We start from the raw sequence: 22,908 nt of genomic DNA, 5'->3' as shown, positions 1-22,908 counted from the left end.
GTTAGCGCAGGAAGTCGGGCACATCGAGATCGTCGTCGCGGGAGGTGCGCTGCTCACGGGAGGAGGTGAACAGACCGCCGCGCTCCTCGCGGTGGTGGTGGCGGCCGGACTCCGGCTCCTCCTGGCGCTCCTCGAAGAGGCTGCCGCGCGGGGTGGGCCCCTCCATCGGGGACGGGGTCGGTGCCGAGGTGGCGGCGACCGGCGGATTGTTCTTCGCGGCGTCGAAACCGGTGGCGATGATCGTGACGCGGACCTCGTCGCCGAGGTTGTCGTCGATGATGGTGCCGAAGATGATGTTGGCGTCCTCGTCGGCCTTCTCCTGGACGATGGTGGCCGCCTCGTTGACCTCCATGAGGCCGAGGTCGGAGGCACCGGCGACGGAGAGCAGCAGGCCCTTCGCGCCTTCCATGGTGGACTCGAGCAGCGGGGAGTTGATGGCCTGGAGGGTGGCGGTCATGACGCGGTCGTCGCCACGCGAGGAGCCGACGCCCATGAGGGCGGAGCCGGCGTCGGACATGACGGAGCGGACGTCGGCGAAGTCGACGTTGATGACGCCCGGGGTGACGATGAGGTTGGTGATGCCCTGGACACCGTTGTGCAGGACCTCATCGGCGGCGCGGAAGGCCTCCATCATGGACAGCGAGGCGTCGCCCAGCTGCAGCAGACGGTCATTCGGGATGACGATGAGCGTGTCACAGACCTGGCGCAGCTCCTCGATGCCGGACTCCGCCTGGCGGGTACGGCGCGGGCCCTCGAACTTGAAGGGCTTGGTGACGACGCCGACGGTCAGGGCGCCGAGCTTCTTGGCGATGCCGGCGACGACCGGGGCGGCACCGGTGCCGGTGCCACCACCCTCGCCGGCGGTGACGAAGACCATGTCGGCACCCTTGAGGGTCTCCTCGATCTCGGACTTGTGGTCCTCGGCGGAGGTGCGACCGACCTCCGGGTTGGCGCCGGCGCCGAGGCCGCGGGTGGCCTCCCGGCCGATGTCGAGCTTGGTGTCCGCGTCGGAGAAGAGCAGGGCCTGGGAGTCGGTGTTGATGGCGACGAACTCGACACCCTTGAGGCCCTCTTCGATCATGCGGTTGACGGCGTTGACTCCGCCGCCGCCGACGCCGACGACCTTGATGACGGCGAGGTAGTTGTTCGGTGAGGTCATAGGTTCTGGCCGCGCCTTTCGGGAAAGTGTGTGATCTGTAACGAGGTTGTCTCCATCATGGGCGACCGGAGGTAAGTTTTCGCGCACATTTCTGCGCGTGTCGATACCCTCAACCTCAGGTTTAACGTACGGTCACCATCGACGGATTCGACACATTCCAGTGCTGTCCCTCGCGCTGAACGGCCGTCTGCACGGCCAACGCCTTGTCGTGATTCGCGTCCGCCGCGCCCCAGAAGATGGTGCGCCCGTCGTACAGCCGCAGCTCGATCTCGAACTCCCCCGGCACGTCCACGGACGCCACCAGAGCGCGCACGTGATCGGGCAGCGCCGTCAACGCATCCGCCACCCCGGCGAGGGTGTCCGGATCCTGCCGCAGGCTGCCGGTCACCTCGACCGCCCCCTCCGGGGGGACGTCGATGACGAAGGGACGGCCGTCGGTGTCGATGAGGTGGTCCCCGTCGCCCTCGCTGCTGTACATGAGCGCCTGCCGCTCGGTGACCTCCACCGCGAGGGTGGACGGCCACTGACGCGACACGGTCGCACTGCGCACCCACGGGAGCTCGGCGACGCCCTGCGCGGCCTGCCCGGCGTCGACACGCACGAGATTGTCCCCGACGGACACGCCGGTGGCGTCGACGACGTACTCCTCCGGGGAGTTGGCGTTGCCGGTGACCTCGAAGGAGGACACCCGCAGGACGGGGAACGCCCACAGGACGCCGGCGGCGAGCAGGAGGACGGCCAGCACCCCGGCGAGGACGGTGAGGATCGTACGGCGGGACATCTACTGGTCCAGGGCGGACAGGATCTCACCGGCCAGCAGGGTGACGTCACCGGCACCCATGGTGAGCACGAGGTCACCCGGGCGGGCCAGCTCGCGGACGGTCTGCGGCGCGTGGGAGAAGTCGGGCTCGTAGACGACCTCGGTGGTCATGGCGTCGGTGATGATGCGGGAGCTGACCCCCTCCACCGGCTTCTCGCGGGCGCCGAAGATGTCGAGCACCACGGCGGCGTCGGCCAGCGACAGGGCCGCGGCGAACTCCTCGGCGAACTCGATGGTGCGGGAGTACAGGTGCGGCTGGAAGGCGACGATGACGCGGGCGCCCTCCCCCTCCGCCTCGACCTTCTGCCGGGCGGCCTGCAGGACAGCGGTCACCTCGGTCGGATGGTGGGCGTAGTCGTCGAAGACGCGCACCCCACCGGCGGTGCCCCGGTACTCGAAGCGGCGACGCACGCCGTTGAAGTCGCTGAGCCCCTCTGCCAGGCGGTCGAGGTCGCCACCGGCCAGGTGGGCGGCGAGCAGGGCGGCCGCCCCGTTGAGGACCATGTGCTGGCCCGGGATCTGGAGGACGACGGTGAGGTCCCGGCCGTCGATACGCATCGTGGCCGTGGAACCGACGTCGGTGACCTCGGTGGACAGCACCTCGGCGCCGAGCGGGATGCCCGGGTGGAGCGCCGCGGCGTCGGTGGTGCCGTAGCCGAGGACGCGGATGCCGCGCTGCAGGCTGCGCTCGCCGAGGGCGGCGGCGTGGATGTCGTCGAGGCAGACGACGAGGTGGCCGTCCGGGGTGATGCGGTCGGCGAAGTCGTCGAAGACCTGGTGGTAGGCCTGGGCGGTGCCGAAGTAGTCGAGGTGATCCGGCTCGATGTTGGTCACCACGGCGACGTCCGGGGAGTACCGCAGCAGGGAGGCGTCGGACTCGTCGGCCTCCGCCACGAAGGCGTCACCCGTGCCGTGATGGGCGTTGGTGCCGGAGCGGTTGAGCTGCCCGCCGATGGAGAAGCTCGGGTCCAGGCCCGCGGTCTGCATCGCGGCGACCGCCATCGACGTGGTCGACGTTTTGCCGTGGGTGCCGGCGAACAGCACCTGGCGGCGGCCCTCCATGAGCTCGCCCAGCAGGTCGGAGCGGCGAATGACCGGGATGCCCTCCTCGTGGGCGCGGACCAGCTCCGGGTTGTCCTGCGGGATGGCCGCGAAGGAGACCACGACGACGGTCGGCAGCTCGCCGGTGAGGAGCAGATTCCCGGCGTCATGGCCGACGGCGACGTGCGCGCCGGAGGAACGCAGGGCCCGTACCGGGCGGGAGTCCTTGACGTCGGAGCCGGTGACGACGGCACCGCGGTCGAGGAGGATACGCGCCACGCCGGACATGCCGGACCCACCGATGCCGATGAGGTGGACGCGGGAGAGATCGACGGTCACGGGTGGTGCACTCCTGTGGTGAGGGGACAAGGACGGACGATTCACTGTAGCGCTGCGGCGACCGCGTCGGCGAGCAGCGCGGCGGCGTCGCCGGCGGCATGATCACGGGCGGCGGCCCGCATGGTGGCCAGCTGCTCGTCATCGCCGAGGATCGCGGTGACCTCGGAGACGAGACGGTCGGAGGTGAGTTCACTGTCGGGGACGAGGCGGGCGGCCCCGGCGTCGACGACGCTGGTCGCGTTGAGGGCCTGCTCGCCGTTGCCGTGCGGCAGCGGCACGTAGACGGCCGGCAGCCCGGAGGCGGTGACCTCCGCGACGGTCATCGCGCCGGACCGGCAGACGATGAGATCGGCGACGGCGTAGGCGGCGGCCATGTCATCGATGTAGGGCAGGGCCACGTAGTGCTCGTGCGGGGCCGGCGCGGTGTTGCGCTTGCCGTACGCGTGGAGCACCTGGAACTCCTCGGTGAGCGTGGCGACGGCACCCGCCACCGCCTTGTTGAGACTCACCGCACCCTGCGATCCGCCGGTGATGAGCAGCGTCTTGCGGGTGCCCAGGCCCCACGTCTCGCGGGCGCGGGCGGCGGCGTCGGCGTGGTCGGCGTTGCGCAGGCTGGCGCGGACCGGGATGCCCACGACCTCGCCCGGCATGCCGGAGTCGGGCACCGCGTTGTAGCTGGTGCCGCCCAGGCGCTGGCCGAGCTTGTTGGCCAGGCCGGCGCGCGCGTTCGCCTCGTGCACGAAGAAGGGGATGCCCAGGGAGCGGGCCGCCAGGTAGGCGGGGGCGGAGACGTAGCCGCCGAAACCGATGAGGGCGTCCGCGTCCCGGAGGACCCCGCGCGTCTGGCGGACCGCCCGGATCACGCGGAAGGGCAGCTTGAGCAGGTCGACACTGGGGCGACGCGGCACCGGCACCGGGTCGATGAGCTCGAGGTCGAAGCCGCGGGCGGGGACGAGGTCCCGCTCCAGACCGCGCGGGGTGCCCAGGGCCGTGACCTGCGCCCCGTGCCGCTCGACGAGGGCCTCGGCGACGGCGAGTGCGGGCTCGATGTGGCCGGCGGTTCCGCCTCCGGCGACGACGACTCTGAGGGGCTCATTCGATGCGGGCATGGATCACCGTCTCCTGTCAGGGTGGGGCCGAGGTCTCCTGTTGACGCTACCAGTGACCGGCTCGCCGAACCGCTCGCGCGGCTCCCGGCGCACGGGGGCGCGGCGCACCGCAGGCTCGGGCAGCAGGAACAGCCGGTCGAAGAGCGGGCGGCCGTAGGACTGCATCGCGGAGACCACCTCCGGCTCGTGGCGGGCGACTGACGCCAGTAAGCCCATCGACCCGAGGGTGATGATGGTGGAGGTACCGCCCGCGGAGATCATCGGCAGCTGGATACCGGTGACGGGTAGCAGGCCGACGACGTAACCGATGTTGATGAACGCCTGGGAGACGACACCCGCGGTGAGCGCGCCGGCCATGAGCGCCTGGAACTGGTTCTGGGCGCGGAACGCCGCGCGGATGCCGAAGTACCCCAGTGCGGCGAACAGGGCGATGACGAGCGCGCCGCCCCACAGGCCGAGCTCCTCGCCGATGATGGCGAAGATGAAGTCGTTCTTGGCCTCCGGCAGGTAGAACCACTTGGCGCGAGACTGGCCGACGCCGACGCCGGCGACGGAGCCGTCCGCCAGCGAGAGGAAGCCCTGATAGGACTGGAACGCCGTGCCGCGGGTGTCCTCGAAGCGGCCGAAGAGGGCGTCGAAGTAGACGTGGAAGCGGTTGGAGCGGAAGCCGCCGCTGAGGAACAGCCACACGAGCAGGCCGCCTGCGGCGATGAAGGCCGCCAAGATGAGGCGGATGTCCACACCGGCGAAGAAGAGGGTGAACATGACGATGATGCCGAAGTTGACGGCCATGCCGATGTCACCCTGCGCGGCGATGAGCACCGCCATGACGGTGGCCACGACGGTGTAGATGGTGAACGGGCTGCGCATGCTGGGGCCGGTGTGGCGCTTGTCCGCCAGGTAGGAGGCACCCCACACGGCGATGGCGACCTTGGCCAGCTCCGAGGGCTGGAAGCGCAGCGGGCCGAGCACGATCCACGACTGCGAACCCACCTCGAGGCGGCCGGTGCCGATGCCCGGGATGAGCACCGCGACGAGCAGCGCGAGGGCGATGACGAGCAGCCAGGGGGTGAGTCTGCGGACGGTGTCGGGCCGCAGGCGCAGGGCGATCCAGAAGGCGACGAGTCCGGCGACGATCATCATGAACTGGCGCGCGGCCTGGTTCCACACGGTCGCGCCCTCGAGGACGGACCACGTCATCGTCGACGACATGACCATGACGGCGCCGATGCCGACGAGGAGGAAGACGACGGAGCGGATCATGAAGTAGTCGAAGCCGGGGCGCGACTCCATCATGCGGTGCCAGTCGGCCCGCCATCTGGTGAAGGTTCCGGTGGTGGTGCTCATGACAGCCTCCCTGCCGCGGCGGCGAAGAGGTCGCCGCGTTGTGCCATCCCGGTGAACATGTCGAGTGAGGCGGCCGCCGGCGCCAGGAGGACGGTGTCCCCCTCCGTGGCGAGGCCGTGGGCCCACCCGACGAGCTCGTCCACGGCGGCCTGAGGGTCGGTGTCCGCGGTGACGCGGACGGGGACGTCCGGGGCGAGGTCGGCCAGCGCGGCGGCGATGAGCGGGGCGTCGACCCCGAGCAGCCCGACGGCCTTGAGCCGGTGCGCGTGATCGCGGATGAGCGGGGCCACGTCCGCGCCCTTGAGCTGCCCGCCGGCGATCCAGATGACGTCGTGCAGGCCGGCGAGTGCGGCGTCGGCGGCGTGGGGGTTGGTGGCCTTGGAGTTGTCGATCCACGACACTCCCCCGGTCTCCGCGACGGTCTGCCCGCGGTGGCCGTCGACCTGGAAGTCGGCGAGCGCGGCGGCGATGTGGGCCGGTTCCGCCCCTTGACTGCGGGCCACGGCGGCCGCGGCCAGGGCGTCGAGCACCCCGGCCGGGCCGCCGGGCTGGATCCCGGCGACCGGGGCCAGGACGACGGGAGCGTCGCCGGTGTTGTCCACCAGCTGCCCGCCGATGACACCGAACTGCCCCAGGCCCGGCTCGCCGAGCGTGAAACCGGTGTGCTTGTCGACGCCCGCCCGCTCCAGCGCCGCGCGCACCGCGGCGTCGTCGACACCCGCGACGGCGACGGGGCCGCGCAGGGCGCGGGCCTTGTCGTCGGCGTAGGCGGTGAAGGAGCCGTGCCAGTCGATGTGGTCCTCGGCGAGGTTGAGCAGCACCCCGGCGTCGGGGGTGAGCTGGTCCGACCAGTGGAGTTGGAAGGAGGAGAGCTCGGCGACGAGAACGTCGACACGCTGCTTGTCGACGAGCGCGTCCGCCACTGCCACGCCGATGTTGCCGACGGCCGCGGCGCGAAGGCCGGTGTCCCGGCCCAGCTGCTGCATCATGGCCGCCAGCATCGCGGTGGTGGTGGTCTTGCCGTTGGTGCCGGTGACGACCAGCCACGTGCGGGGATCACCGAAGGTGCCCGCCCGGTCGAGGCGGTAGGCGAGTTCGACGTCGCCGATGACCTCGAGGCCCGCGGCGGCAGCGTCGATAAGCAGGGGGTTGTCGGGGCGCCAGCCCGGGGAGGTGACGACGAGTTCGAACTCGTCGAGGCGTCGGCGGGCCTCCGCGGTGGGGATGCCCGCGCCGTTGTCGTCGGCGACGACCACGGACACGCCGAGATCGTCGAGCAGGCGGGCAATTCCGCGACCGGAGACTCCGGCGCCGGCGATCAGGGCGGTTCCGGTGATCATCGTAGGCTCACTCCTGTGGCTGTCAGCCACTCTGCGTAGAAGATGGACACTCCCAACATCACGGCCATCGCGGCGATGAGCCAGAAGCGGATGACGACGGTGGTCTCAGGCCAGCCGCCGTTCTCGAAATGGTGGTGGAAGGGGGCCATGCGGAAGAAACGCCGGCCCGTCGTGCGGAAGACGATCACCTGGATGACCACGGAGGCGGCCTCGATGACGAAGAGCGCACCGATGATGATCATGAGCAGCTCGGTGCGGGACGCGACCGACAGGCCGGCGACGAGACCACCGAGGGCCAGGGAGCCGGTGTCGCCCATGAAGATCTTGGCGGGGGCGGCGTTCCACCACAGGAAGCCGAGGCAGCCGCCCAGGCCGGCGGCGGCCAGCACCGCGAGGTCCAGCGGGTCACGCACGGAGTAGCAGCCCGGCTCCACAGAGACGGTGCAGGAGTTGCGGAACTGCCAGAAGGTGATGAGCGCGTAGCCGCCCATGACGAAGGCGGTGGAGCCGGCGGCGAGACCGTCGAGGCCGTCGGTGAGGTTGACGGCGTTCGACCAGGCGGCGATGAGGATGTACATGAACAGCAGGAACACCACAATGCCGATGACGGAGCCACCGAAGGCGATGTCGAAGGTGTCGATGTCACGCACGAAGGACAGGTGCGTCGATCCCGGGGTGAGCCCCTGCTCGTCGGGGAACCACAGGATGAGCAGGCCGAAGCCGATGGCGAGCACGAGCTGGCCGACGAGCTTGGCGGTCTTGTTGAGGCCCAGGTTGCGGGCGCGGAAGAGCTTGATGAAGTCGTCCGCGAAGCCCAGGGCGCCGAGGCCCAGGGTGAGGCCGAGGACGAGGAGACCGGAGACGGTGAAGCCGCCGGAGCCGATGGCCATCCCGAAGATGCCGACGGTGAGGTAGGCGACGACGATGCCCGCGATGATGGCGATACCACCCATCGTCGGGGTGCCGCGCTTGCGCAGGTGGGACTTCGGCCCCTCCTCGCGGATCTCCTGGCCCAGCCCCTCGGCGGAGAATCGCCGGATGAGGACCGGGGTGGTGAAGATGGCGACGAGGAAGCTGACGATTCCTGCGATGATGATCTGTGTCACGTCGGTGCGCCCCTAAAGACCCTTCTCGATGAGTTGCTCGGCCACCCGCCACAGGCCGAGGGCGTTGGACGCCTTGACCAGCACGACGTCCCCGGGGTTGCCGGGACCGGTGTGCTCGATGGGACGGGTGCGCAGCACGGCGTCGACCAGCCGGGTGGCCTCGTCGACGTCATGTGCGATCTCAGTAGTTATACCCCGATTCCGGGCCTCGGTGGCCATGGCGCGGCTGTTGGGGTTGTCCCCCACCGCGATGAGGTGGCCGACCCGGTAGCGGTCGAGCTGCTCGCCGAGCAGACGGTGGGACTCCTCCGCGTCCTCGCCGAGCTCCCCCATCTCGCCGAGGACCGCGATGGCGCGGGCGTGCGGGCGGGCGGCGGCGGTGTAGGCCAGGGCGGCGATGCCGGCGCTCATGGAGTCCGGGTTGGCGTTGTAGGCGTCGTTGATGACGGTGACGCCGTCGGCGCGCGTCTGCACGTCCATGCGGTGGGCGGAGGCGTTGGTGTGCGCTGACAGTCCCGCGGCGACCTGCGCCACGCTGAGGCCGGCCTCGATGCCGACGGCCGCGGCGGCCAGGGCGTTGGACACCTGGTGCTCGCCGAACACCTGCAGGGTGACGGGGGCCGTGGTGTCCCCGGCGTGGAGGGTGAAGCTGGCGCGGGCGACGTCGTCGAGACGGATGTCGTCCGCCCACAGGTCGGCGCGCTGCTGGGTGGAGTACGTCACCACCCGGGCGCGGGTCCGCGGGGCCATGGCGGCGACGAAGGGGTCGTCGGCGTTGAGGATGGCCACGCCCGCGTCCGGGAGCGCCTCGACGAGCTCCCCCTTGGCCTGGGCGATGTTCTCCCGGGAGCCGAACTCGCCGAGGTGCGCGGAGCCCACGTTGAGCACCACGCCGATGTGCGGTGGCACGGACTCCGCCAGGTGGGCGATGTGCCCGATACCGCGGGCGGACATCTCGGCGACGAGGAATCGGGTGTCCGCGTCGCACCGCAGTGCCGTGTAGGGGTGGCCGATCTCGTTGTTGAAGGAGCCGGGCGGGGCGACGGTCTCCCCCGCCTGCCGGAGCACGGAGGCCACGAGGTCCTTCGTGGAGGTCTTGCCGGCGGAGCCGGTGATGCCGACGACCGTCAGGTCCGGCAGGCGCGTCACGACGCCGTGGGCCAGCGCCGCCAGCGCCTCGACGACCGCGCGGGCGGAACCGTCGGTGTCGTGGGCGTAGATGTCGGCGTTGGAGTCGCTGCGGCCGGTGGGCGTGACGACGACCGCCGGGACACCCACCGGGCGGGCGGCCAGGACGGCGACCGCCCCGGCCTCGGTGGCGGTGGCGGCGAAATCATGGCCGTCGACACGCGCACCCGGCAGGGCCAGGAACAGACCACCCGGGGTGACCTTGCGGGAGTCGAACTCGACGAAACCGGTGACGCGCGCCTGCGGATCGGCGCCGTCCGTGAGCTCGCCGCCGGTGATCTGTGCGATCTCCGCGAGAGTCAGGGGGATCATGACTGCTTCTCCTTCAGTGCACGCCGGACTTCTTCCCGGTCGTCGAAGTGGTGGTTGACGCCGGCGACGAGCTGGCCGACCTCGTGGCCCTTGCCCGCGACGACGACGGCGTCACCCGGCTGCGCCCACTCGACGAGGGCGTCGATGGCGGCGGCGCGGTCGCCGATCTCCCGGATCTCCGCGTCGGTGCCGGCGTCGACCGCACCCTGCAGGACGGCGGCACGGATGGTCTCCGGCACCTCGCTGCGCGGGTTGTCGTCGGTGATGATGACGAGGTCCGCGCGGCGGGCGGCCTCCGCGCCCATGATCGGGCGCTTCGTGGCGTCCCGGTCACCACCGGCCCCGACGACGACGCCGAGTCGACCCCTGACCTGACCGCGAAGGGTGTCCAGGACGGCAGCGACGGCGGCCGGCTTGTGGGCGTAGTCGACGACGGCGAGGAACTCCTGCCCCTCGTCGATACGCTCCATGCGACCGGGGACGGCGACGTTGACGAAGCCGCCGACGAAGTCCCGGGGGTCGACCCCGACGGCGTAGGCCATGCCGGTGGCCAGGGCGGCGTTGGCGATGTTGAAGTCACCCGGCAGCGGGAGTTCCGCCTCGAGGAAGGTGTCCGGCAGGTGCATGACCAGCAGCTGGGCACCCGTCGGGGTGAGCTGGGCCTGCGCGGAGCTGATGTCGGCCTCCGCCCCACGGGTGGCGACGGTGAGCGGGTCGGCGGCGCGGTCGGCCATCCGCCGACCCCAGTCGTCGTCGATGCAGATGACGGCCCGGTCCGCGACCAGCGGGGACTCCGGGTCGAAGAAGCGGGCCTTGGCCTCAAAGTACTCCTCCATCGTCGGGTGGAAGTCGAGGTGGTCCTGGGAGAGGTTGGTGAAGCCCGCGACGTCGAAACGCGTGCCCGTGACGCGCCCGAGCTCGAGGGCGTGGGAGGAGACCTCCATGACGACGTGGGTGACGCCCTCGTCGAGCATCTCCTTGAACAGGGCCTGGAGGGTGGTGGCCTCCGGGGTGGTCAGGGAGGTGGGGACGGGGCGGCCGTCGATACGCGTGCCGGTGGTGCCGATGAGGCCGACCTTGTGACCGGCGGCCATGAGGCCCTGCTCGAGCAGGTAGCTCGTGGTGGTCTTGCCGGAGGTGCCGGTGACGCCCAGCAAGGTGAGCTGCTCGGAGGGGTGGCCGTGGATCTCGGCGGCGACGAGCCCCAGGATGGCGCGGACGTCGTCGACGACGATGACGGGGCGGGTCTCCTGCTTCTCCCGCAGGATGTCGTGGCCCGCCCGGTCGGTGAGGATGGCCTCGGCGGTGGTGTCGGCGGCGAACTCCGCGCCGTGGCGACGGGTGCCGGGCAGAGCGGCGAACAGACCGCCCGCTGCGGGAACACGGGAGGATTCGAGCTCGAGGGAGGTGATGGAGGGATCGGCCCCGAAGGCGGCGACCAGCTCTCCCCCGGCGATCCGGTTGAGGTGGGACAGTGTGTGCAAGGTGGTTCTCCTCCTGGGGGCGGGGTGGTTACTGGGCGTGGAGGATGAGCAGATCCTCCATGGGCGGCGAGGTCGGGATGTTGTCGCGGTTGAGCAGCCACGAGGCGATCTCGCGGAACACCGGGGCGGAGGACTCACCGCCGCCACCGCCCTCCTCGACGCCGGCGCGCGGCTGATCGACCATGACGGCGACGACGAAGCGGGGATCATCCGCCGGGGCGATGCCGGCGAAGGTGATCCAGTAGTCGGAGTTCGAGTAGGCGCCGGTGTTGGGGTCGACCTTCTGGGCCGTTCCCGTCTTGCCGGAGGTCTGGTAGCCGGGCACGGCACCGTTGGCACCGGTACCCATCTGCAGGCCACCCGGATCATCCTGGGTGACGGCCCGGAACATGGAGACGACCGTGTCGGCAGTCTCCGGGCTGACCACCTGGGTGCGCTTGGGCTCGGTGGTGGGCTGCTCCTTGCCGTCGGGTCCGGTGACGGACTCGACGATGCGCGGTTCGATGCGCATGCCGTCGTTGGCCAGGGCCTGGTAGATGCTGGCCATCTGGAGCGTGGTGAAGGACATGCCCTGTCCGATCGGCAGGTTGGCGAACGTGCCGCCCGACCACTGCTCGCGGGCGGGCAGCAGACCGGAGGACTCGTTGGGCAGCTCGATGCCTGTCGGGCGGCCGACGCCGAAACGGTCGAGGTACTCGGCGAAGGTGTCCTCGCCGAGGCGCTCGGCCAGCATGAGGGTGCCCACGTTGGAGGACTTACCGAAGATGCCCGTCGTGGTGTACGGCACGACGCCGTGGTCCCACGCGTCGGAGACCGTCACCCCGGCCATGTGGATGGATCCCGGCACCTGGTGGACCTCGTCCGGGGTGGTCAGGCCCTCCTCGATGCTGGCGGCGGCGGTGATGACCTTGGCGACGGAACCCGGCTCGAAGGGGTGCGAGATGGTCTGGTTCTCGAAGTCCTTGCCCGCCGCCAACTGCCGTTCGATGTTGCCGTTGGGGTCGATGGTGTCGGTGTTGGCCATCGCCAGCACCTTGCCGGTGGCGACGTCGAGGACAACGGCCTCCGCCGACTCCGCCTGCGAGTTGGCCTTCGCCTGCTCGAGCAGCTGCTGCACGTAGGTCTGCAGGTCGAGGTCGAGGGTCAGCTCCACGGCGGCCCCGTCGACGGCCGGGACGACGTCGCGGAGCGTGCCCGGGATGACCTGCCCGTCCGTGGACACGTCCTCCGTGGAACGGCCGTTGATACCTGAGAGCATGGCGTCGCCGGAGGCCTCGAAACCGAACTGGCCCTGCCCGTCCATGGACACCCTGCCGATGATGTTCTCCGCGATCGCCCCGTTGGGGTACTGGCGGATGTCCTGATGGTCGGCCGCCACACCGTGGAAGGTGGAGGCGATCTCCGTGGCGACATCCGGGTCGACGTTGCGCACCAGCACCTCATAGGAGGTCTCGGCGTGGAGCTTGTCCAGGATGTCCTGGGACTTCACCTCACCGGTGATGGCACCGGCGTCCTCGATCATGCGGGGGATCTCCTCCGACATGGTCACCAGGACGTCCTCGACGCGGTCGTCGAGCTGGGCGTCGATCTCGGCGCGGGCCATGCCGTCGATACGCATCTGCAGATCCTGCTGCTGGGCCAGCTCCTGACGCAGCAGTTGCGGCGACACCGTGAGACTGCGGGCCTGCATCGTGTAGGCCAGCTGATTGCCCCGCTTGTCGGTGATCTCGCCGCGGCGGGCCGGGTCGACGTAGATACGGGCACGCTGCTCCTGGGCCTTGGCTGCCAGGTCCGGGCCCCACACGACCTGCACCCACGCCAGACGGCCCACGAGGACCACGGCGATGACGAGGAAGATGCCCAGCACCAGCCGCATGCGGCCGACCATGAGGGACTTCTGGTCCTTCGGTGCCTTCTGTGTCTTCTGCTGCGGTTGCGGGCGAGGCCGGGACACCCGGGCATCCGAGTAGGCGCGGGATGACGACCGGCGGGACGAGTCGCCTCGTCCCGCATTACGTCGCACGCCTCCGTGGCCGGGTCGTGTCACTGGCCGTCCTCACCTGCTAGTTGTCTGTCGATTCTGCTGTCTCCGGAACGTTCGGGGCGTAGGGCAGCACGCCCGGCTCGGGGGCCGGGGCCACCGGATCCGGGAGGATGTCATCCGGCGACCGGAGCTGGTGCCCCTGCGGGACCGCCTCCAGGTTGTCACCCAGCTCGTCGATCGCGTCCGGGTCACTCGATGCCTGCCCCGGACGGACCGGGGCACCATTCACGTCAATGATAGGACGCGTCGCCGGATCTGCCGGACGCTGCTCCAGGATGTCGCCGTTTTCCTGCACCGCGAGAATACCGGGCTGCGCCGGGGCGACCATGCCCAGCTCGCCGGCGCGGCGCGCGATCTCCGCGGAGGAACGCACGTTCTCCAGATCACGGTTGAGGGTCTCCAGCTGGTTGGACAGCTGCTTGTCCTGCGACTGCAGCAGCTGCATCTGGAACGTCTGCTGGGTGGCCAGGCCCGCCAGCCACATCGCCACGGCCACGCCGGCGATGGCGAGGACGATGGAGATGCTGAACAGCTTCGCCAGCAGGGAGGTCTTCTTCAGCTCCGCGACACGACGCCCCCGCACGGAGACGACCTGGCGCGAACCGAGTCGATTCGGGACCGGGCGGCGGCGCTTCGGCAGCGGCGTCTGCGCCGGCGGCGCGTAGGGCCGCTCGAGGAGGGCGGTGGACGTGAAATCGCGGCTGGCACCCATACGGCGGTCCTTGCTGGTCGGTGTCGTCGGTGTCGTCACGGTCGGTCTCCAAACGGGTCAGGGAGCTTCTCGACGGCGCGGACCCGCACCGGGGCCGCCCGCGGATTGTCGTCGATCTCTGCTGCGGTCGCCTTCTCCGCACCGCGGGTGACGGAGGCGAAGCGGGGCGCGGTGCCCGGCAGATCCATGGGGAGACCGGGCGGGGTCTTCGAGGCCGTCATCTCGGCGAACGCCGCCTTGACGATGCGGTCCTCGAGGGACTGGTAGCTCATGAACACCGCCCGCCCGCCGACGGCGAGGAGGTCGGTGATGATCGGCAGGACGTTCTCCAGCGCCTCGAGCTCGGCGTTGACCTCGACGCGCAGGGCCTGGAAGGTGCGCTTGGCCGGGTGACCACCGGTGCGGCGAGTGGCGGCCGGGATGGTGGCATAGAGCAGTTCCACGAGACGGGCGGAGCTGGTGAAGGGCTCCTTCTCCCGCTCCCGGAGGACCGCGGAGGCGATCTTCCCGGCGAAACGCTCGTCACCGTAGGTCTTGAGGACACGCGCCAGGTCACCGTGGCTGTACGTGTTGAGCACGTCCGCGGCGGTCTTGCCCGTCGTCGGATCCATACGCATGTCCAGCGGGGCGTCGGTGCGGTAGGCGAAACCACGCTCCACCTGGTCGAGCTGCATGGAGGACACCCCGAGGTCGAAGAGCGCACCGGCGACGCCGTGCTCGCGGGCCAGCTCGAAGATGTGGCCCTCCCCCTCGGCGATGGCCTCGCCGATCCCGTCGAAACGGGTCTGCACGCCGACGAAGCGCTCCCCGAAGGGGGCGAGGCGCTCGCGGGCGCCCGCCAGGGAGGCGGGGTCCCGGTCGACGCCGATGACGTGGGCGGCGGGGAAGGTGCGCAGGAAATGCTCGGTGTGGCCGCCGGCCCCGAGGGTGCCGTCGACGATGACGGCGGCGTCGGCAAGCTTCTCGACGCCGGGCGCCAGCAGGTCGGCCATCCGATCCCGGAGCACGGGAACGTGGCCGTGGTTGTCGGTGATGTCGAAGCTCATGTCACTCATGGCCGCGCCCCCTTCCTGGTCATCGTGTGCTGTATTCAGGTCCAGGCTGCGGGGCACGTACAGGGCCCTGCCCGATGTGTTCATCTGATGTCGGGGAAGTACACCAGAGCATCACCTCGGGCAGAGTCCGTACACGTACCCCGCCCCACCCTTGACGACCATCAAGGTCAGAGCAGTCCGCCGAGGACGTCTTCTGCATCGGCCGCGGAGAACGCAGCCTCAGTCTCCTGCTGATAAGCGGCCCAGGATTCGGCATCCCAGATCTCGAGAAAATCCACTGATCCGATGACCACACACTCCTTGGTCAGGCCCGCATACTCGCGGTGCCCGGCCGAGAGGGTGATGCGACCGCTCCCGTCAGGACGCTGTTCATCCGCACTGGCAGCCAGATTTCGGATGAAGGCACGTGCCTGGGGGTTGGTCCGGGACACCGCCGCGGCCTTGCGGACGCGCTCGGTGAACTCCTCCCGGGGATAGACCGCAAGACTGTGGTCCTGCCCCTTCGTGACCATCAACCCGCCGGCCAGTTCGTCACGGAACTTCGCCGGCAGTGTCAGCCGACCCTTGTCGTCGAGCTTCGGAGTGTAGGTACCGAGAAACATCCCGGGGCCACCTTCCTTGTCTCGACGCCACGGATCTTGTCAGACCTGATTCAATTCTCACGATGGATCGCTCCACCGCTGCGCCCCACAATACCCCACTTTGCCCCACCAACAACCCCCAATTGCCCCACTATTCCCACACGTTCCGTTATTTGGCCAGGTAAATGCACGAAAACCACAGTGGGGCACCGTCCCGTCCGGGCGCGTCATGTCCACACTTCCACACCACAGCGACGGCGTCCACAGCGGGCCGACGTCGCCTCCGACGCACCATGGTGGGGGAAAGTGGGGAATCGACGAAGCCCGCCGCCTACCGAGGGGGTAGACGACGGGCCTGATCTCGAAATGGGGCGCTAACGCTCCTCAAACCGGCGGCGGAAGTTCTCCTCCATCCGACTGCCCCGCGAGGACGGATCCTTGGGACGGTCGGACGTCGACTGACGCGGCGCGCGCGACGCCCCGGAAGCCCCGCCACCGCGGAGCATCCACACACCGGCACCGAACATGACGAGGAAGCCGACCACACTGAGCGCGATGAACCACAGGCTCTGCTGCGCCAGGGCGACACCACCCACCAGCATGACCAGTCCGACCACCACCAGGGCAATCCCGCGGAGGGTGATGCCCGGCGTACCGCCGATGCCGTGGTCGCCGGCCACGGACGCCCCGAACTTGGGGTCGTCAGCAAGGAGAGACTGTTCAATCTCCCGGAGCATCCTCTGCTCCTGCTCTGAAAGCGACACTGTTCCTCCCGGATATCGCTGGGGTTTTACCTGTCTACTGATTTAACGCCCAGACTATCGGGATTGTTCCCGCCAATGCCAACCCTGTTACGCGGCGGCCGGCAGCCAGCCCGCCTCCTCCTCCACCTCGGCGAGGAACTCGGCGGCCAGATCCATGATCCGGTTGACCACCGCGTGGTCGATGGAGCGCTCCAGTCCGGAGGACACTCGGGAACGGAGACGGGAGTACTGGGCGAACTCGGCCGCCCACCGCGCACCGTCCTCGTCCACCAGCCGCAGCTGCTCCCACGCATTGCTCGGGCGGCGACGACGGCCCGCCAGCGCCGACGCCGAGATCCGCGCGCCTGCGGTGCGCAGGGCCGCCTGGAAGGCCGCCTCGAGGGCGAGGTCCCAGTCCCCCGCTTTCCGGTGTTCCACGGCCTGCGCCAGCAGGGCCCGCGCCTTGAGAATGAAGTCGGCCCGACGCGTACCAGCGCCCGCCCCGGCAAACCTCGTCGTTGCTGAAATGATCTGTGCCATCGGAACCAACTCCCTTCCTTACTCCTTGTTCACCGAACTGCTTTCCGTGATGCCGTCACCTTAGAACCAACCTCGAACACCACACCCCCATTATAGAACAGCCATTCGAACACGTCAACGGTGAACTGCATCTTTCCCACGCAGAGCGGACCGCCGCGTTCGAACACCGCACCCCGCGCCGCCCACCAGTCCCCCACCACCGGCCCCACTTCTGGTTCAGTGGTGGTGTGACCATGGAGATCCGCCGGTTGTCCGGACCTGAATTCGCCGTCCTGGCCCCGCAGCTCGTCGACCTCTACATCGAGGCGATGGGCTACGACCCGAGCATCCGCGCCGGCCGCATCGCCGTGTGGCGCCAGGAGATCATGCAGCCCGGCTTCACCGCCCTCGTGGCACTCGAACACGACACCGTCCTCGGCGTGGCCTACGGCTACATCGGTGCCCCCGACATGTGGTGGGACCGGCAGGTCCGCCGCGGATTCCGGGAGGGGGGCGGCCCGGACACCCGCCAGCTCATGCTCATGCGCGACTACTTCGAGGTGGCGGAGATCCACGTCGACCCATCCCAGCAGGGCCGCGGCATCGGCCGCCTGCTGCTCTCCCAGCTGCTGTGGCTCGCCCCCGCCGGCAACGCCATGCTCTCCACCCCCGAGGTCGAGGACGAGGCGAACAACGCCTTCTCCCTCTACCGTTCCATGGGCTTCCGCGACGAGCTGCGGGACTTCTTCTTCGACGGCGACGCCCGCCCCTTCGCGGTGCTGTCCGTCCCGTTGCCCCTGCCCGGGATGGTGGAGAAGCCCGCCGTGGTGGACCAGCCCCGGTAGGGCACTGGGTATCGTTGATACTCGTACCCACCCCGTCCGACTGAAGGATCACCCGCGTTGACCACCCAGGACATTCAGACCCTGACCCTCGACCAAGTTCCCGCCGCGGCCCGCGACGAGCTCGCCCGCTTCATCGACTCCCGCCGGGCGCAGGTCGCCGCCATCGGCGGCCCGGTGACCAGGGCGGTCTCCCACCTGGAGTCCTTCGTCCTCGACGGCGGGAAGCGCATTCGTCCGCTCTACGCCTGGGCTGGCTTCGTCGGCGGCGGCGGACTCGAGACGGATGAGGACCCGGCGGCGATGCTGCGCGCCGCCGCCTCCCTGGAGTTCATCCAGGGCTGCGCCCTCATCCACGACGACATCATCGACGCCTCCGACACCCGGCGCGGCAACCCGACGGTGCACCGGGCCGTCGAAAAGGTGCACGGCGACAACGGCTGGGCCGGTGACCCGGCGCACTTCGGTGAGTCCGTCGCCATCCTGGTCGGCGATCTGGCCCTGGTATGGGCCGAGGACATGCTGCAGGACTCCGGGCTGTCGGTCGCGGCCCTGCAGCGGGCACGCGAACCCTGGCGGGCCATGCGTACCGAGGTCATCGGGGGCCAGCTGCTCGACATCTCCCTGGAGGCCACGGGCGACGAGGACATCGAGCTCGCGGACTCGGTCAACCGTTTCAAGACCGCCGCCTACACCATCGAACGCCCGCTCCACCTGGGCGCGGCGATCGCGGGCGCGGACCAGGCCACCATCGACGCCTTCCGCGGTTACGGCCGCGACATCGGCATCGCCTTCCAGCTGCGGGACGACGAACTCGGCGTCTACGGCGACCCGGAGGTCACCGGCAAGCCGGCGGGCGACGACCTGCGGGAGGGCAAGCGCACCGTCCTGCTGGCCACCGCCCTGCAGCGTGCCGACGAACGCGACCCGGCCGCCGCCGCCGAACTGCGCCGCGGCATCGGCACCACCTCCGACCCCGCGGAGATCGCCCGTCTGGCGCAGATCATCGCGGAGACCGGCGCCGTCGAGGCCCTCGAGGAGCGCATCTCCGCCCTCACCGCCTCCGGCCTGGCCCATCTGGCCGCCGTCGGCACCTCTCCGGAGGTCACGGCCACCCTCACCGATCTCGCGCACCGCGCCACGGCCCGCCGACGCTGATGGTCATCCGGCTGCCCTCCGCCCTGTCCCTCGGGCTCATCGGCTCGCTGCTGCTGCTCCTGGGATCCTTCGGCGGCGGTGCCACCCGCAACCGGGGTGGCGTCCTGGAGGCCCTCGACCTCGATTTCCTGGCCTACGGCCGCGGGGCGGGCATCTCCAACGTGGTGTTCTGGGCGGGCGTCGCCTTCCTCCTCGCCGGCTGGGTCGTCCTCGGGCGACGTCACGTGCTGCGGGGCCGACCGGGCGTCGAGAAGCATGTCCGTAAATCCCTCTGGGTGTGGATCCTGCCGCTCCTCCCCGCCGCCCCGATGCTCTCGCGCGACGTCTACTCCTATCTCATGCAGGGAGCGATGCTGCGCGACGGCTACGACCCGTACACGCAGGGCGCGGCCGTCAACCCGGGTCCGTACCTGCTCGAGGTCTCCCACGACTGGCGCAACACCACCACCCCCTACGGCCCGCTGCACCTGTGGATCGGCGAGGGGGTGACCCGGCTGGTGGGCGACAACGTCACGGCCGGGGTCATCGTGTACAAGCTCATCTCGGTCCTCGGCTTCGCGGCCATCGCCTGGGCGGTACCGCGGATCGCCCGCGCCCTCGGGGGCGACCCGGCGCTCGCGCTGTGGCTGGGTGTGGCCAATCCCGTGATGATCCTCCACATGGTCGGCGGCATGCACAACGAGTCGGTCATGGTGGGGCTCGTCTCCGTCGGCCTGCTCGCCTGCCTGCACAAGCGCTTCCTGCTCGGCGTGGCGCTCATCGCGGTGGCTGTCTCCCTCAAGGCGACGGCCGCGATCGCGCTGCCGTTCGTCGTGTGGATGGCCACCCACCATTATTCCCGCCACATGCACCGCTTCCTGGCGTTCGTGGTGACGGGTTTCGTGGGGCTCGTCGAGACGCTCGCGGTGGTCGCTGCGGTGACGTGGCTGTCCGGCTCCTCGTGGGGCTGGCTGTCGGAGATCTCCGGCAACTCGAAGGTGATCAACCCGCTGGCCCTGCCGTCCCTGCTGGCCAGCGGCATCACGTGGGTGGTGCAGGTCGTCGACACCGGTTTCGAGTACAACACCGCCCTGGGCGTGCTGCGCAGCATCTCCATGGTCCTCATGCTCGCCGGGCTGGTCGTCGTGTGGTGGATGTTCCGCCACACCACCCGGCGAGCCCTCGCCGGCACCGCTCTGGCCTACCAGGTGGCGTTCGTCTTCAATTCGGTGACGCTGCCCTGGTACTACGCGTCGGTGATCACCCTCGTCGGTACCGTCCGTCCGCCGGAGTGGGTGCTGCGCCTGGCGGTGGGTGCCTCCATTGTGGTCACCCTGTCCTTCACGGGCAGCGGCAACCACCAGCTTTACAACACGTGGTGGATGGCGGGCGTGTTCGTGCTCGCCTGGGTGCTCACCGACTGGGTCTTCGGGAAGGAGATCAGAGGGCCATGGCCTGCGCCCGGCGCAGGACCTCACGGGCCAGCTGACCGTGCAGAGCGTCGACCGGACGCCCCGGCAGAGTCTCATCCTCGGTGAACAGGTAGCGCAGGATCTCCTCGTCGGAGTAGCCGCCGTCGGCGAGGAGGGTGAGCAGACCGGGCACGTACTTGCCGGTCGTGTCGGACCCCTCGTGGAACAGTGCCTCCGGGACGTGCCGCTTGCCGTCGATGACGTGGGCGATGAGCTTCTTCGCCGCCAGCAGGTCGTGCACGCGGGTGATCACCACGCCGAGGCGGTCGGCGGTCTCCGGCAGGGTGAGCATCGGCTCGTCGGCCAGCAGGGTCTCCAGGGGGATGTCGTTCTCAATCACGCGCTCCACTCTAGACGCCCTGCGTTGGCGTGGGCACCCGCGTGTGGACCATACTGGTTCGCATGGCTCAACTGGCAGTGGGAGACCTCCTCGAGGACCGTTACCGCATCGATCACCCGATCGCCCGCGGTGGCATGTCCATGGTCTGGCGCTGCGTGGATCTGCGTCTCGGCCGGGCGGTGGCGGCGAAGGTCCTCGACGAGAAGTACATCGCCGACCCCGTCTTCCGGCAGCGGTTCCGCCGTGAGGCCCGCGCCATGGCGCAGCTCAACCACCCGAACCTCGTCAACGTCTACGACTTCGGCTCCGACGGCGACCACCTCTACCTCATCATGGAGCTCATCACCGGCGGCACCCTCCGGGAGCTGCTCGCCGAGCGTGGCCCCATGCCCCCGCACGCCGCGGCCGCGGTGCTGCGGTCGGTGCTCACCGGACTGTCAGTGGCGCACGCCTCCGGTCTGGTCCACCGCGACATCAAACCGGACAACGTCCTCATCAACGGTGATCACCGCGTCAAGCTCGCCGACTTCGGCCTCGTGCGTGCCGCGGCCGCCGCGTCGACCACCTCGCAGATCGTCGGCACCGCCGCCTACCTCTCCCCCGAGCAGGTCGACGGCTCCGACATCACACCCGCCTCCGACGTCTACTCCGCCGGCATCGTCCTGTTCGAGCTGCTCACCGGCACCACGCCCTTTTCCGGTGACACCCCGCTGGACCATGCTTATCGACGTCTCGAGGACGACGTCCCCGCCCCCAGCTCCCGCATCGACGGCGTCCCCCCGCTTGTCGACGCCCTCGTGGCCACCGCCACCGCGCGCGACCCGCAGGACCGTTTCGCCGACGCCGCGGAGTTCCTCGCTGCACTCGACGATGTCGCCGGGGAGCTGGAGCTGCCGTCGTTCACGGTGCCCATCCCCCAGAACTCGGCGGCCACCCGCGCGGCCGCCGTGCCCACCGACATCACCGACCTCGTCGGCCCGCCGACCATGGTCACCGAGATCACCGAGGCTCCCCCGGTCACCGAGACCCGCGTCCACGAACCGATCCAGCCGCCCATCGAACCACCCGCACAGGCCCCCGTCCCGGCGCGCATCCCCGAGGAGCCGGTCGAGCAGCCGGCACCGGTGAGCAACCGCTCCAAGGTCGGCCTGGTCGTGTGGCTGCTCGTCATCGCCCTGCTCACCACCGCCATCGCCATCGGCGCGTGGTGGTTCGGCTCCGGCCGCTACGGGGAGATCCCGCAGGTGCTCGGCATGGACCGCACGGCCGCCGTCGCCACCGTGGAGGACGCCGGGTTTCGGGCCGTGACCGAGATCGTCTACCACGACGAGGTCCCCGCCGACCTCATCGCCGGCACCGAGCCCGCCGACGGGGAGAAGGTCGTCCGCGGCAACGAGGTGACGGTCCTGGTCTCCCAGGGCCGTCCCACCGTCCCGGACCCGCAGGGCATGGACATCCTCTCCTACCAGGCGGCCGCCGCCGAGCGCACCCTGTCGGTGACCACCGGGGATCCCGTGTGGTCCGCCGATGTCGCCGAGGGGCGCGTCGCGGAGACCGACCCGGATGTCGGGGAGGCCGTACTCATCGGCTCCACCGTCACCGTCCACCTCTCCCGCGGGCCGGAGCCGATCCAGGTGCCCGCGATCGTCGGCATCCCGCTCGCGGAGGCGGAGACCCGTCTCGCCGAGCTCGACCTCACCATCGCCCGCGTCGAGGAGCGTTTCGACGCCGACGCCCCCACCGGCCAGGTGCTCGCCGTCTCCCCCGAGCCGGGCACCACCCTCACCCGCGGCAGCGAGGTCTCCCTCGTGGTCAACAGCGGGCTCACCGTCCCGGACGTGGAGGGTATGTCCGAGGCCGACGCCACCGCCGCCCTCAACGCCGCAGGCTTCACCGTCGACAACACGCGCCGCGACCGCAGTGCCGTGGGCACCAGCCCCGACACCGTCGTGCGCACCAGCCCCTCCGCCGGGGAGATCGTCGACCCCGAGGACGCCGACGTCACCCTCACCCTCGCCGGTCGGGTCACCGTCCCGGATGTCGTCGGCATGACCGCCGGGCAGGCCCGCGACGCCCTCGACGCCGTCGGTCTGCGCGCCAACATCCGCGACGACGACGCGACATCCGTGGTCACCCGCCAGCGCCCCGCGGCCGGGGACGACGCCCGCCTCGACTCCACCGTCCGCCTCACCCTCTGACAACGACGAACGCCGCCTCC

General features: G+C 70.0%; 20 protein-coding genes. 4 read left to right on the top strand and 16 right to left on the bottom strand.

What is annotated here, in order from left to right:
• Nucleotide 1: 1 nt before the first annotated feature.
• The 15 genes from ftsZ to B9Y70_RS01940 form a co-directional block, all read right to left on the bottom strand.
• On the bottom strand, nt 2-1,159 hold the full coding sequence (gene ftsZ / locus B9Y70_RS02010) for a cell division protein FtsZ (RefSeq protein ID WP_085548561.1): 1,158 nt from the start codon (nt 1,157-1,159) through the stop codon (nt 2-4).
• Nucleotides 1,160-1,280: 121 nt separating this feature from the next.
• Nucleotides 1,281-1,940 (bottom strand): cell division protein FtsQ/DivIB, encoded by a 660-nt coding sequence (locus tag B9Y70_RS02005; protein ID WP_085548560.1) that lies wholly within the window; start codon nt 1,938-1,940, stop codon nt 1,281-1,283.
• The gene (murC, locus tag B9Y70_RS02000) at nt 1,941-3,308 is read right to left on the bottom strand and encodes a UDP-N-acetylmuramate--L-alanine ligase (RefSeq protein ID WP_085548817.1); all 1,368 of its coding nucleotides are present in this window, start codon (nt 3,306-3,308) and stop codon (nt 1,941-1,943) included.
• A 92-nt stretch (nt 3,309-3,400) separates the two neighbouring features.
• The gene (gene murG, locus B9Y70_RS01995) at nt 3,401-4,468 is read right to left on the bottom strand and encodes an undecaprenyldiphospho-muramoylpentapeptide beta-N-acetylglucosaminyltransferase (protein WP_085548559.1); all 1,068 of its coding nucleotides are present in this window, start codon (nt 4,466-4,468) and stop codon (nt 3,401-3,403) included.
• A gap of 3 nt (nt 4,469-4,471) precedes the next feature.
• Nucleotides 4,472-5,815, bottom strand: a complete 1,344-nt coding sequence (locus B9Y70_RS01990) for an FtsW/RodA/SpoVE family cell cycle protein (protein ID WP_085548558.1) — start codon at nt 5,813-5,815, stop codon at nt 4,472-4,474.
• Nucleotides 5,812-7,155 carry a UDP-N-acetylmuramoyl-L-alanine--D-glutamate ligase gene (gene murD, locus B9Y70_RS01985; protein WP_085548557.1) on the bottom strand — a complete coding sequence of 448 codons (1,344 nt, stop codon included), beginning with the start codon at nt 7,153-7,155 and terminating at the stop codon, nt 5,812-5,814. Before murD ends, B9Y70_RS01990 begins: the two co-directional genes overlap by 4 nt.
• Nucleotides 7,152-8,261 (bottom strand): phospho-N-acetylmuramoyl-pentapeptide-transferase, encoded by a 1,110-nt coding sequence (mraY, locus tag B9Y70_RS01980; protein ID WP_085548556.1) that lies wholly within the window; start codon nt 8,259-8,261, stop codon nt 7,152-7,154. Before mraY ends, murD begins: the two co-directional genes overlap by 4 nt.
• Nucleotides 8,262-8,273: 12 nt before the next feature.
• On the bottom strand, nt 8,274-9,761 hold the full coding sequence (locus B9Y70_RS01975) for a UDP-N-acetylmuramoyl-tripeptide--D-alanyl-D-alanine ligase (RefSeq protein WP_085548555.1): 1,488 nt from the start codon (nt 9,759-9,761) through the stop codon (nt 8,274-8,276).
• Nucleotides 9,758-11,236, bottom strand: a complete 1,479-nt coding sequence (locus B9Y70_RS01970; RefSeq protein WP_420838424.1) for a UDP-N-acetylmuramoyl-L-alanyl-D-glutamate--2,6-diaminopimelate ligase — start codon at nt 11,234-11,236, stop codon at nt 9,758-9,760. The genes B9Y70_RS01975 and B9Y70_RS01970 overlap by 4 nt, the downstream gene beginning before the upstream one ends.
• 37 nt (nt 11,237-11,273) lie before the next feature.
• Nucleotides 11,274-13,133: a peptidoglycan D,D-transpeptidase FtsI family protein gene (locus B9Y70_RS01965; RefSeq protein WP_085548553.1), complete on the bottom strand. Its 1,860-nt coding sequence runs from the start codon at nt 13,131-13,133 to the stop codon at nt 11,274-11,276.
• 175 nt (nt 13,134-13,308) lie between these two features.
• Complete coding sequence (gene ftsL / locus B9Y70_RS01960; protein WP_085548552.1) at nt 13,309-14,001, bottom strand: cell division protein FtsL; 693 nt, start codon at nt 13,999-14,001, stop codon at nt 13,309-13,311.
• A gap of 35 nt (nt 14,002-14,036) precedes the next feature.
• Nucleotides 14,037-15,047 (bottom strand): 16S rRNA (cytosine(1402)-N(4))-methyltransferase RsmH, encoded by a 1,011-nt coding sequence (gene rsmH / locus B9Y70_RS01955; RefSeq protein WP_420838423.1) that lies wholly within the window; start codon nt 15,045-15,047, stop codon nt 14,037-14,039.
• A 176-nt stretch (nt 15,048-15,223) separates the two neighbouring features.
• Nucleotides 15,224-15,658, bottom strand: a complete 435-nt coding sequence (gene mraZ, locus B9Y70_RS01950; RefSeq protein ID WP_085548550.1) for a division/cell wall cluster transcriptional repressor MraZ — start codon at nt 15,656-15,658, stop codon at nt 15,224-15,226.
• Between the two features lie 353 nt (nt 15,659-16,011).
• Nucleotides 16,012-16,401: a DUF3040 domain-containing protein gene (locus B9Y70_RS01945; RefSeq protein WP_085548549.1), complete on the bottom strand. Its 390-nt coding sequence runs from the start codon at nt 16,399-16,401 to the stop codon at nt 16,012-16,014.
• Between the two features lie 87 nt (nt 16,402-16,488).
• A complete protein-coding gene (locus tag B9Y70_RS01940; protein WP_085548548.1) occupies nt 16,489-16,920 on the bottom strand; it encodes an SAV_6107 family HEPN domain-containing protein in 432 nt (143 codons plus the stop codon).
• Between the two features lie 227 nt (nt 16,921-17,147).
• On the opposite strand from B9Y70_RS01940, the gene B9Y70_RS01935 reads away from it, so the two are divergent.
• From B9Y70_RS01935 to B9Y70_RS01925, 3 genes are read left to right on the top strand one after another with little or no spacing between them, the layout of a single operon-like run.
• Complete coding sequence (locus B9Y70_RS01935; protein WP_085548547.1) at nt 17,148-17,744, top strand: GNAT family N-acetyltransferase; 597 nt, start codon at nt 17,148-17,150, stop codon at nt 17,742-17,744.
• Nucleotides 17,745-17,801: 57 nt separating this feature from the next.
• Nucleotides 17,802-18,899, top strand: coding sequence for a polyprenyl synthetase family protein (locus tag B9Y70_RS01930; protein WP_085548546.1), 1,098 nt, complete (start codon nt 17,802-17,804; stop codon nt 18,897-18,899).
• The gene (locus B9Y70_RS01925; protein ID WP_085548545.1) at nt 18,899-20,416 is read left to right on the top strand and encodes an alpha-(1->6)-mannopyranosyltransferase A; all 1,518 of its coding nucleotides are present in this window, start codon (nt 18,899-18,901) and stop codon (nt 20,414-20,416) included. The genes B9Y70_RS01930 and B9Y70_RS01925 overlap by 1 nt, the downstream gene beginning before the upstream one ends.
• On the opposite strand, the gene B9Y70_RS01920 is transcribed toward B9Y70_RS01925, so the two are convergent.
• Nucleotides 20,319-20,690 carry an Rv2175c family DNA-binding protein gene (locus B9Y70_RS01920; protein WP_338025214.1) on the bottom strand — a complete coding sequence of 124 codons (372 nt, stop codon included), beginning with the start codon at nt 20,688-20,690 and terminating at the stop codon, nt 20,319-20,321. The genes B9Y70_RS01925 and B9Y70_RS01920 overlap by 98 nt on opposite strands.
• Before the next feature lie 62 nt (nt 20,691-20,752).
• Here B9Y70_RS01920 and pknB point away from each other — a divergent pair, with 62 nt between their 5' ends.
• The gene (gene pknB / locus B9Y70_RS01915; RefSeq protein ID WP_085548544.1) at nt 20,753-22,888 is read left to right on the top strand and encodes a Stk1 family PASTA domain-containing Ser/Thr kinase; all 2,136 of its coding nucleotides are present in this window, start codon (nt 20,753-20,755) and stop codon (nt 22,886-22,888) included.
• Nucleotides 22,889-22,908 lie beyond the last annotated feature (20 nt).

This window comes from Corynebacterium pollutisoli (assembly GCF_900177745.1).
Lineage (GTDB): Bacteria > Actinomycetota > Actinomycetes > Mycobacteriales > Mycobacteriaceae > Corynebacterium > Corynebacterium pollutisoli.
The sequence above is the reverse complement of the archived record's forward strand: the minus strand, read 5'-3'. Positions and strand labels throughout refer to the sequence as shown.

Coding starts and splice junctions, on each gene's coding strand:
- murC (WP_085548817.1), bottom strand. CDS start 3,308: ATGTCCGGCGTGGCGCGTATCCTCCTCGACCGCGGTGCCGTCGTCACC.
- rsmH (WP_420838423.1), bottom strand. CDS start 15,047: ATGAGCTTCGACATCACCGACAACCACGGCCACGTTCCCGTGCTCCGG.
- pknB (WP_085548544.1), top strand. CDS start 20,753: ATGGCTCAACTGGCAGTGGGAGACCTCCTCGAGGACCGTTACCGCATC.
- B9Y70_RS01940 (WP_085548548.1), bottom strand. CDS start 16,920: ATGGCACAGATCATTTCAGCAACGACGAGGTTTGCCGGGGCGGGCGCT.
- B9Y70_RS01975 (WP_085548555.1), bottom strand. CDS start 9,761: ATGATCCCCCTGACTCTCGCGGAGATCGCACAGATCACCGGCGGCGAG.
- B9Y70_RS01925 (WP_085548545.1), top strand. CDS start 18,899: ATGGTCATCCGGCTGCCCTCCGCCCTGTCCCTCGGGCTCATCGGCTCG.
- murD (WP_085548557.1), bottom strand. CDS start 7,155: ATGATCACCGGAACCGCCCTGATCGCCGGCGCCGGAGTCTCCGGTCGC.
- B9Y70_RS01965 (WP_085548553.1), bottom strand. CDS start 13,133: ATGGTCGGCCGCATGCGGCTGGTGCTGGGCATCTTCCTCGTCATCGCC.
- ftsZ (WP_085548561.1), bottom strand. CDS start 1,159: ATGACCTCACCGAACAACTACCTCGCCGTCATCAAGGTCGTCGGCGTC.
- ftsL (WP_085548552.1), bottom strand. CDS start 14,001: ATGGGTGCCAGCCGCGATTTCACGTCCACCGCCCTCCTCGAGCGGCCC.
- mraZ (WP_085548550.1), bottom strand. CDS start 15,658: ATGTTTCTCGGTACCTACACTCCGAAGCTCGACGACAAGGGTCGGCTG.
- murG (WP_085548559.1), bottom strand. CDS start 4,468: ATGCCCGCATCGAATGAGCCCCTCAGAGTCGTCGTCGCCGGAGGCGGA.
- B9Y70_RS01990 (WP_085548558.1), bottom strand. CDS start 5,815: ATGAGCACCACCACCGGAACCTTCACCAGATGGCGGGCCGACTGGCAC.
- B9Y70_RS02005 (WP_085548560.1), bottom strand. CDS start 1,940: ATGTCCCGCCGTACGATCCTCACCGTCCTCGCCGGGGTGCTGGCCGTC.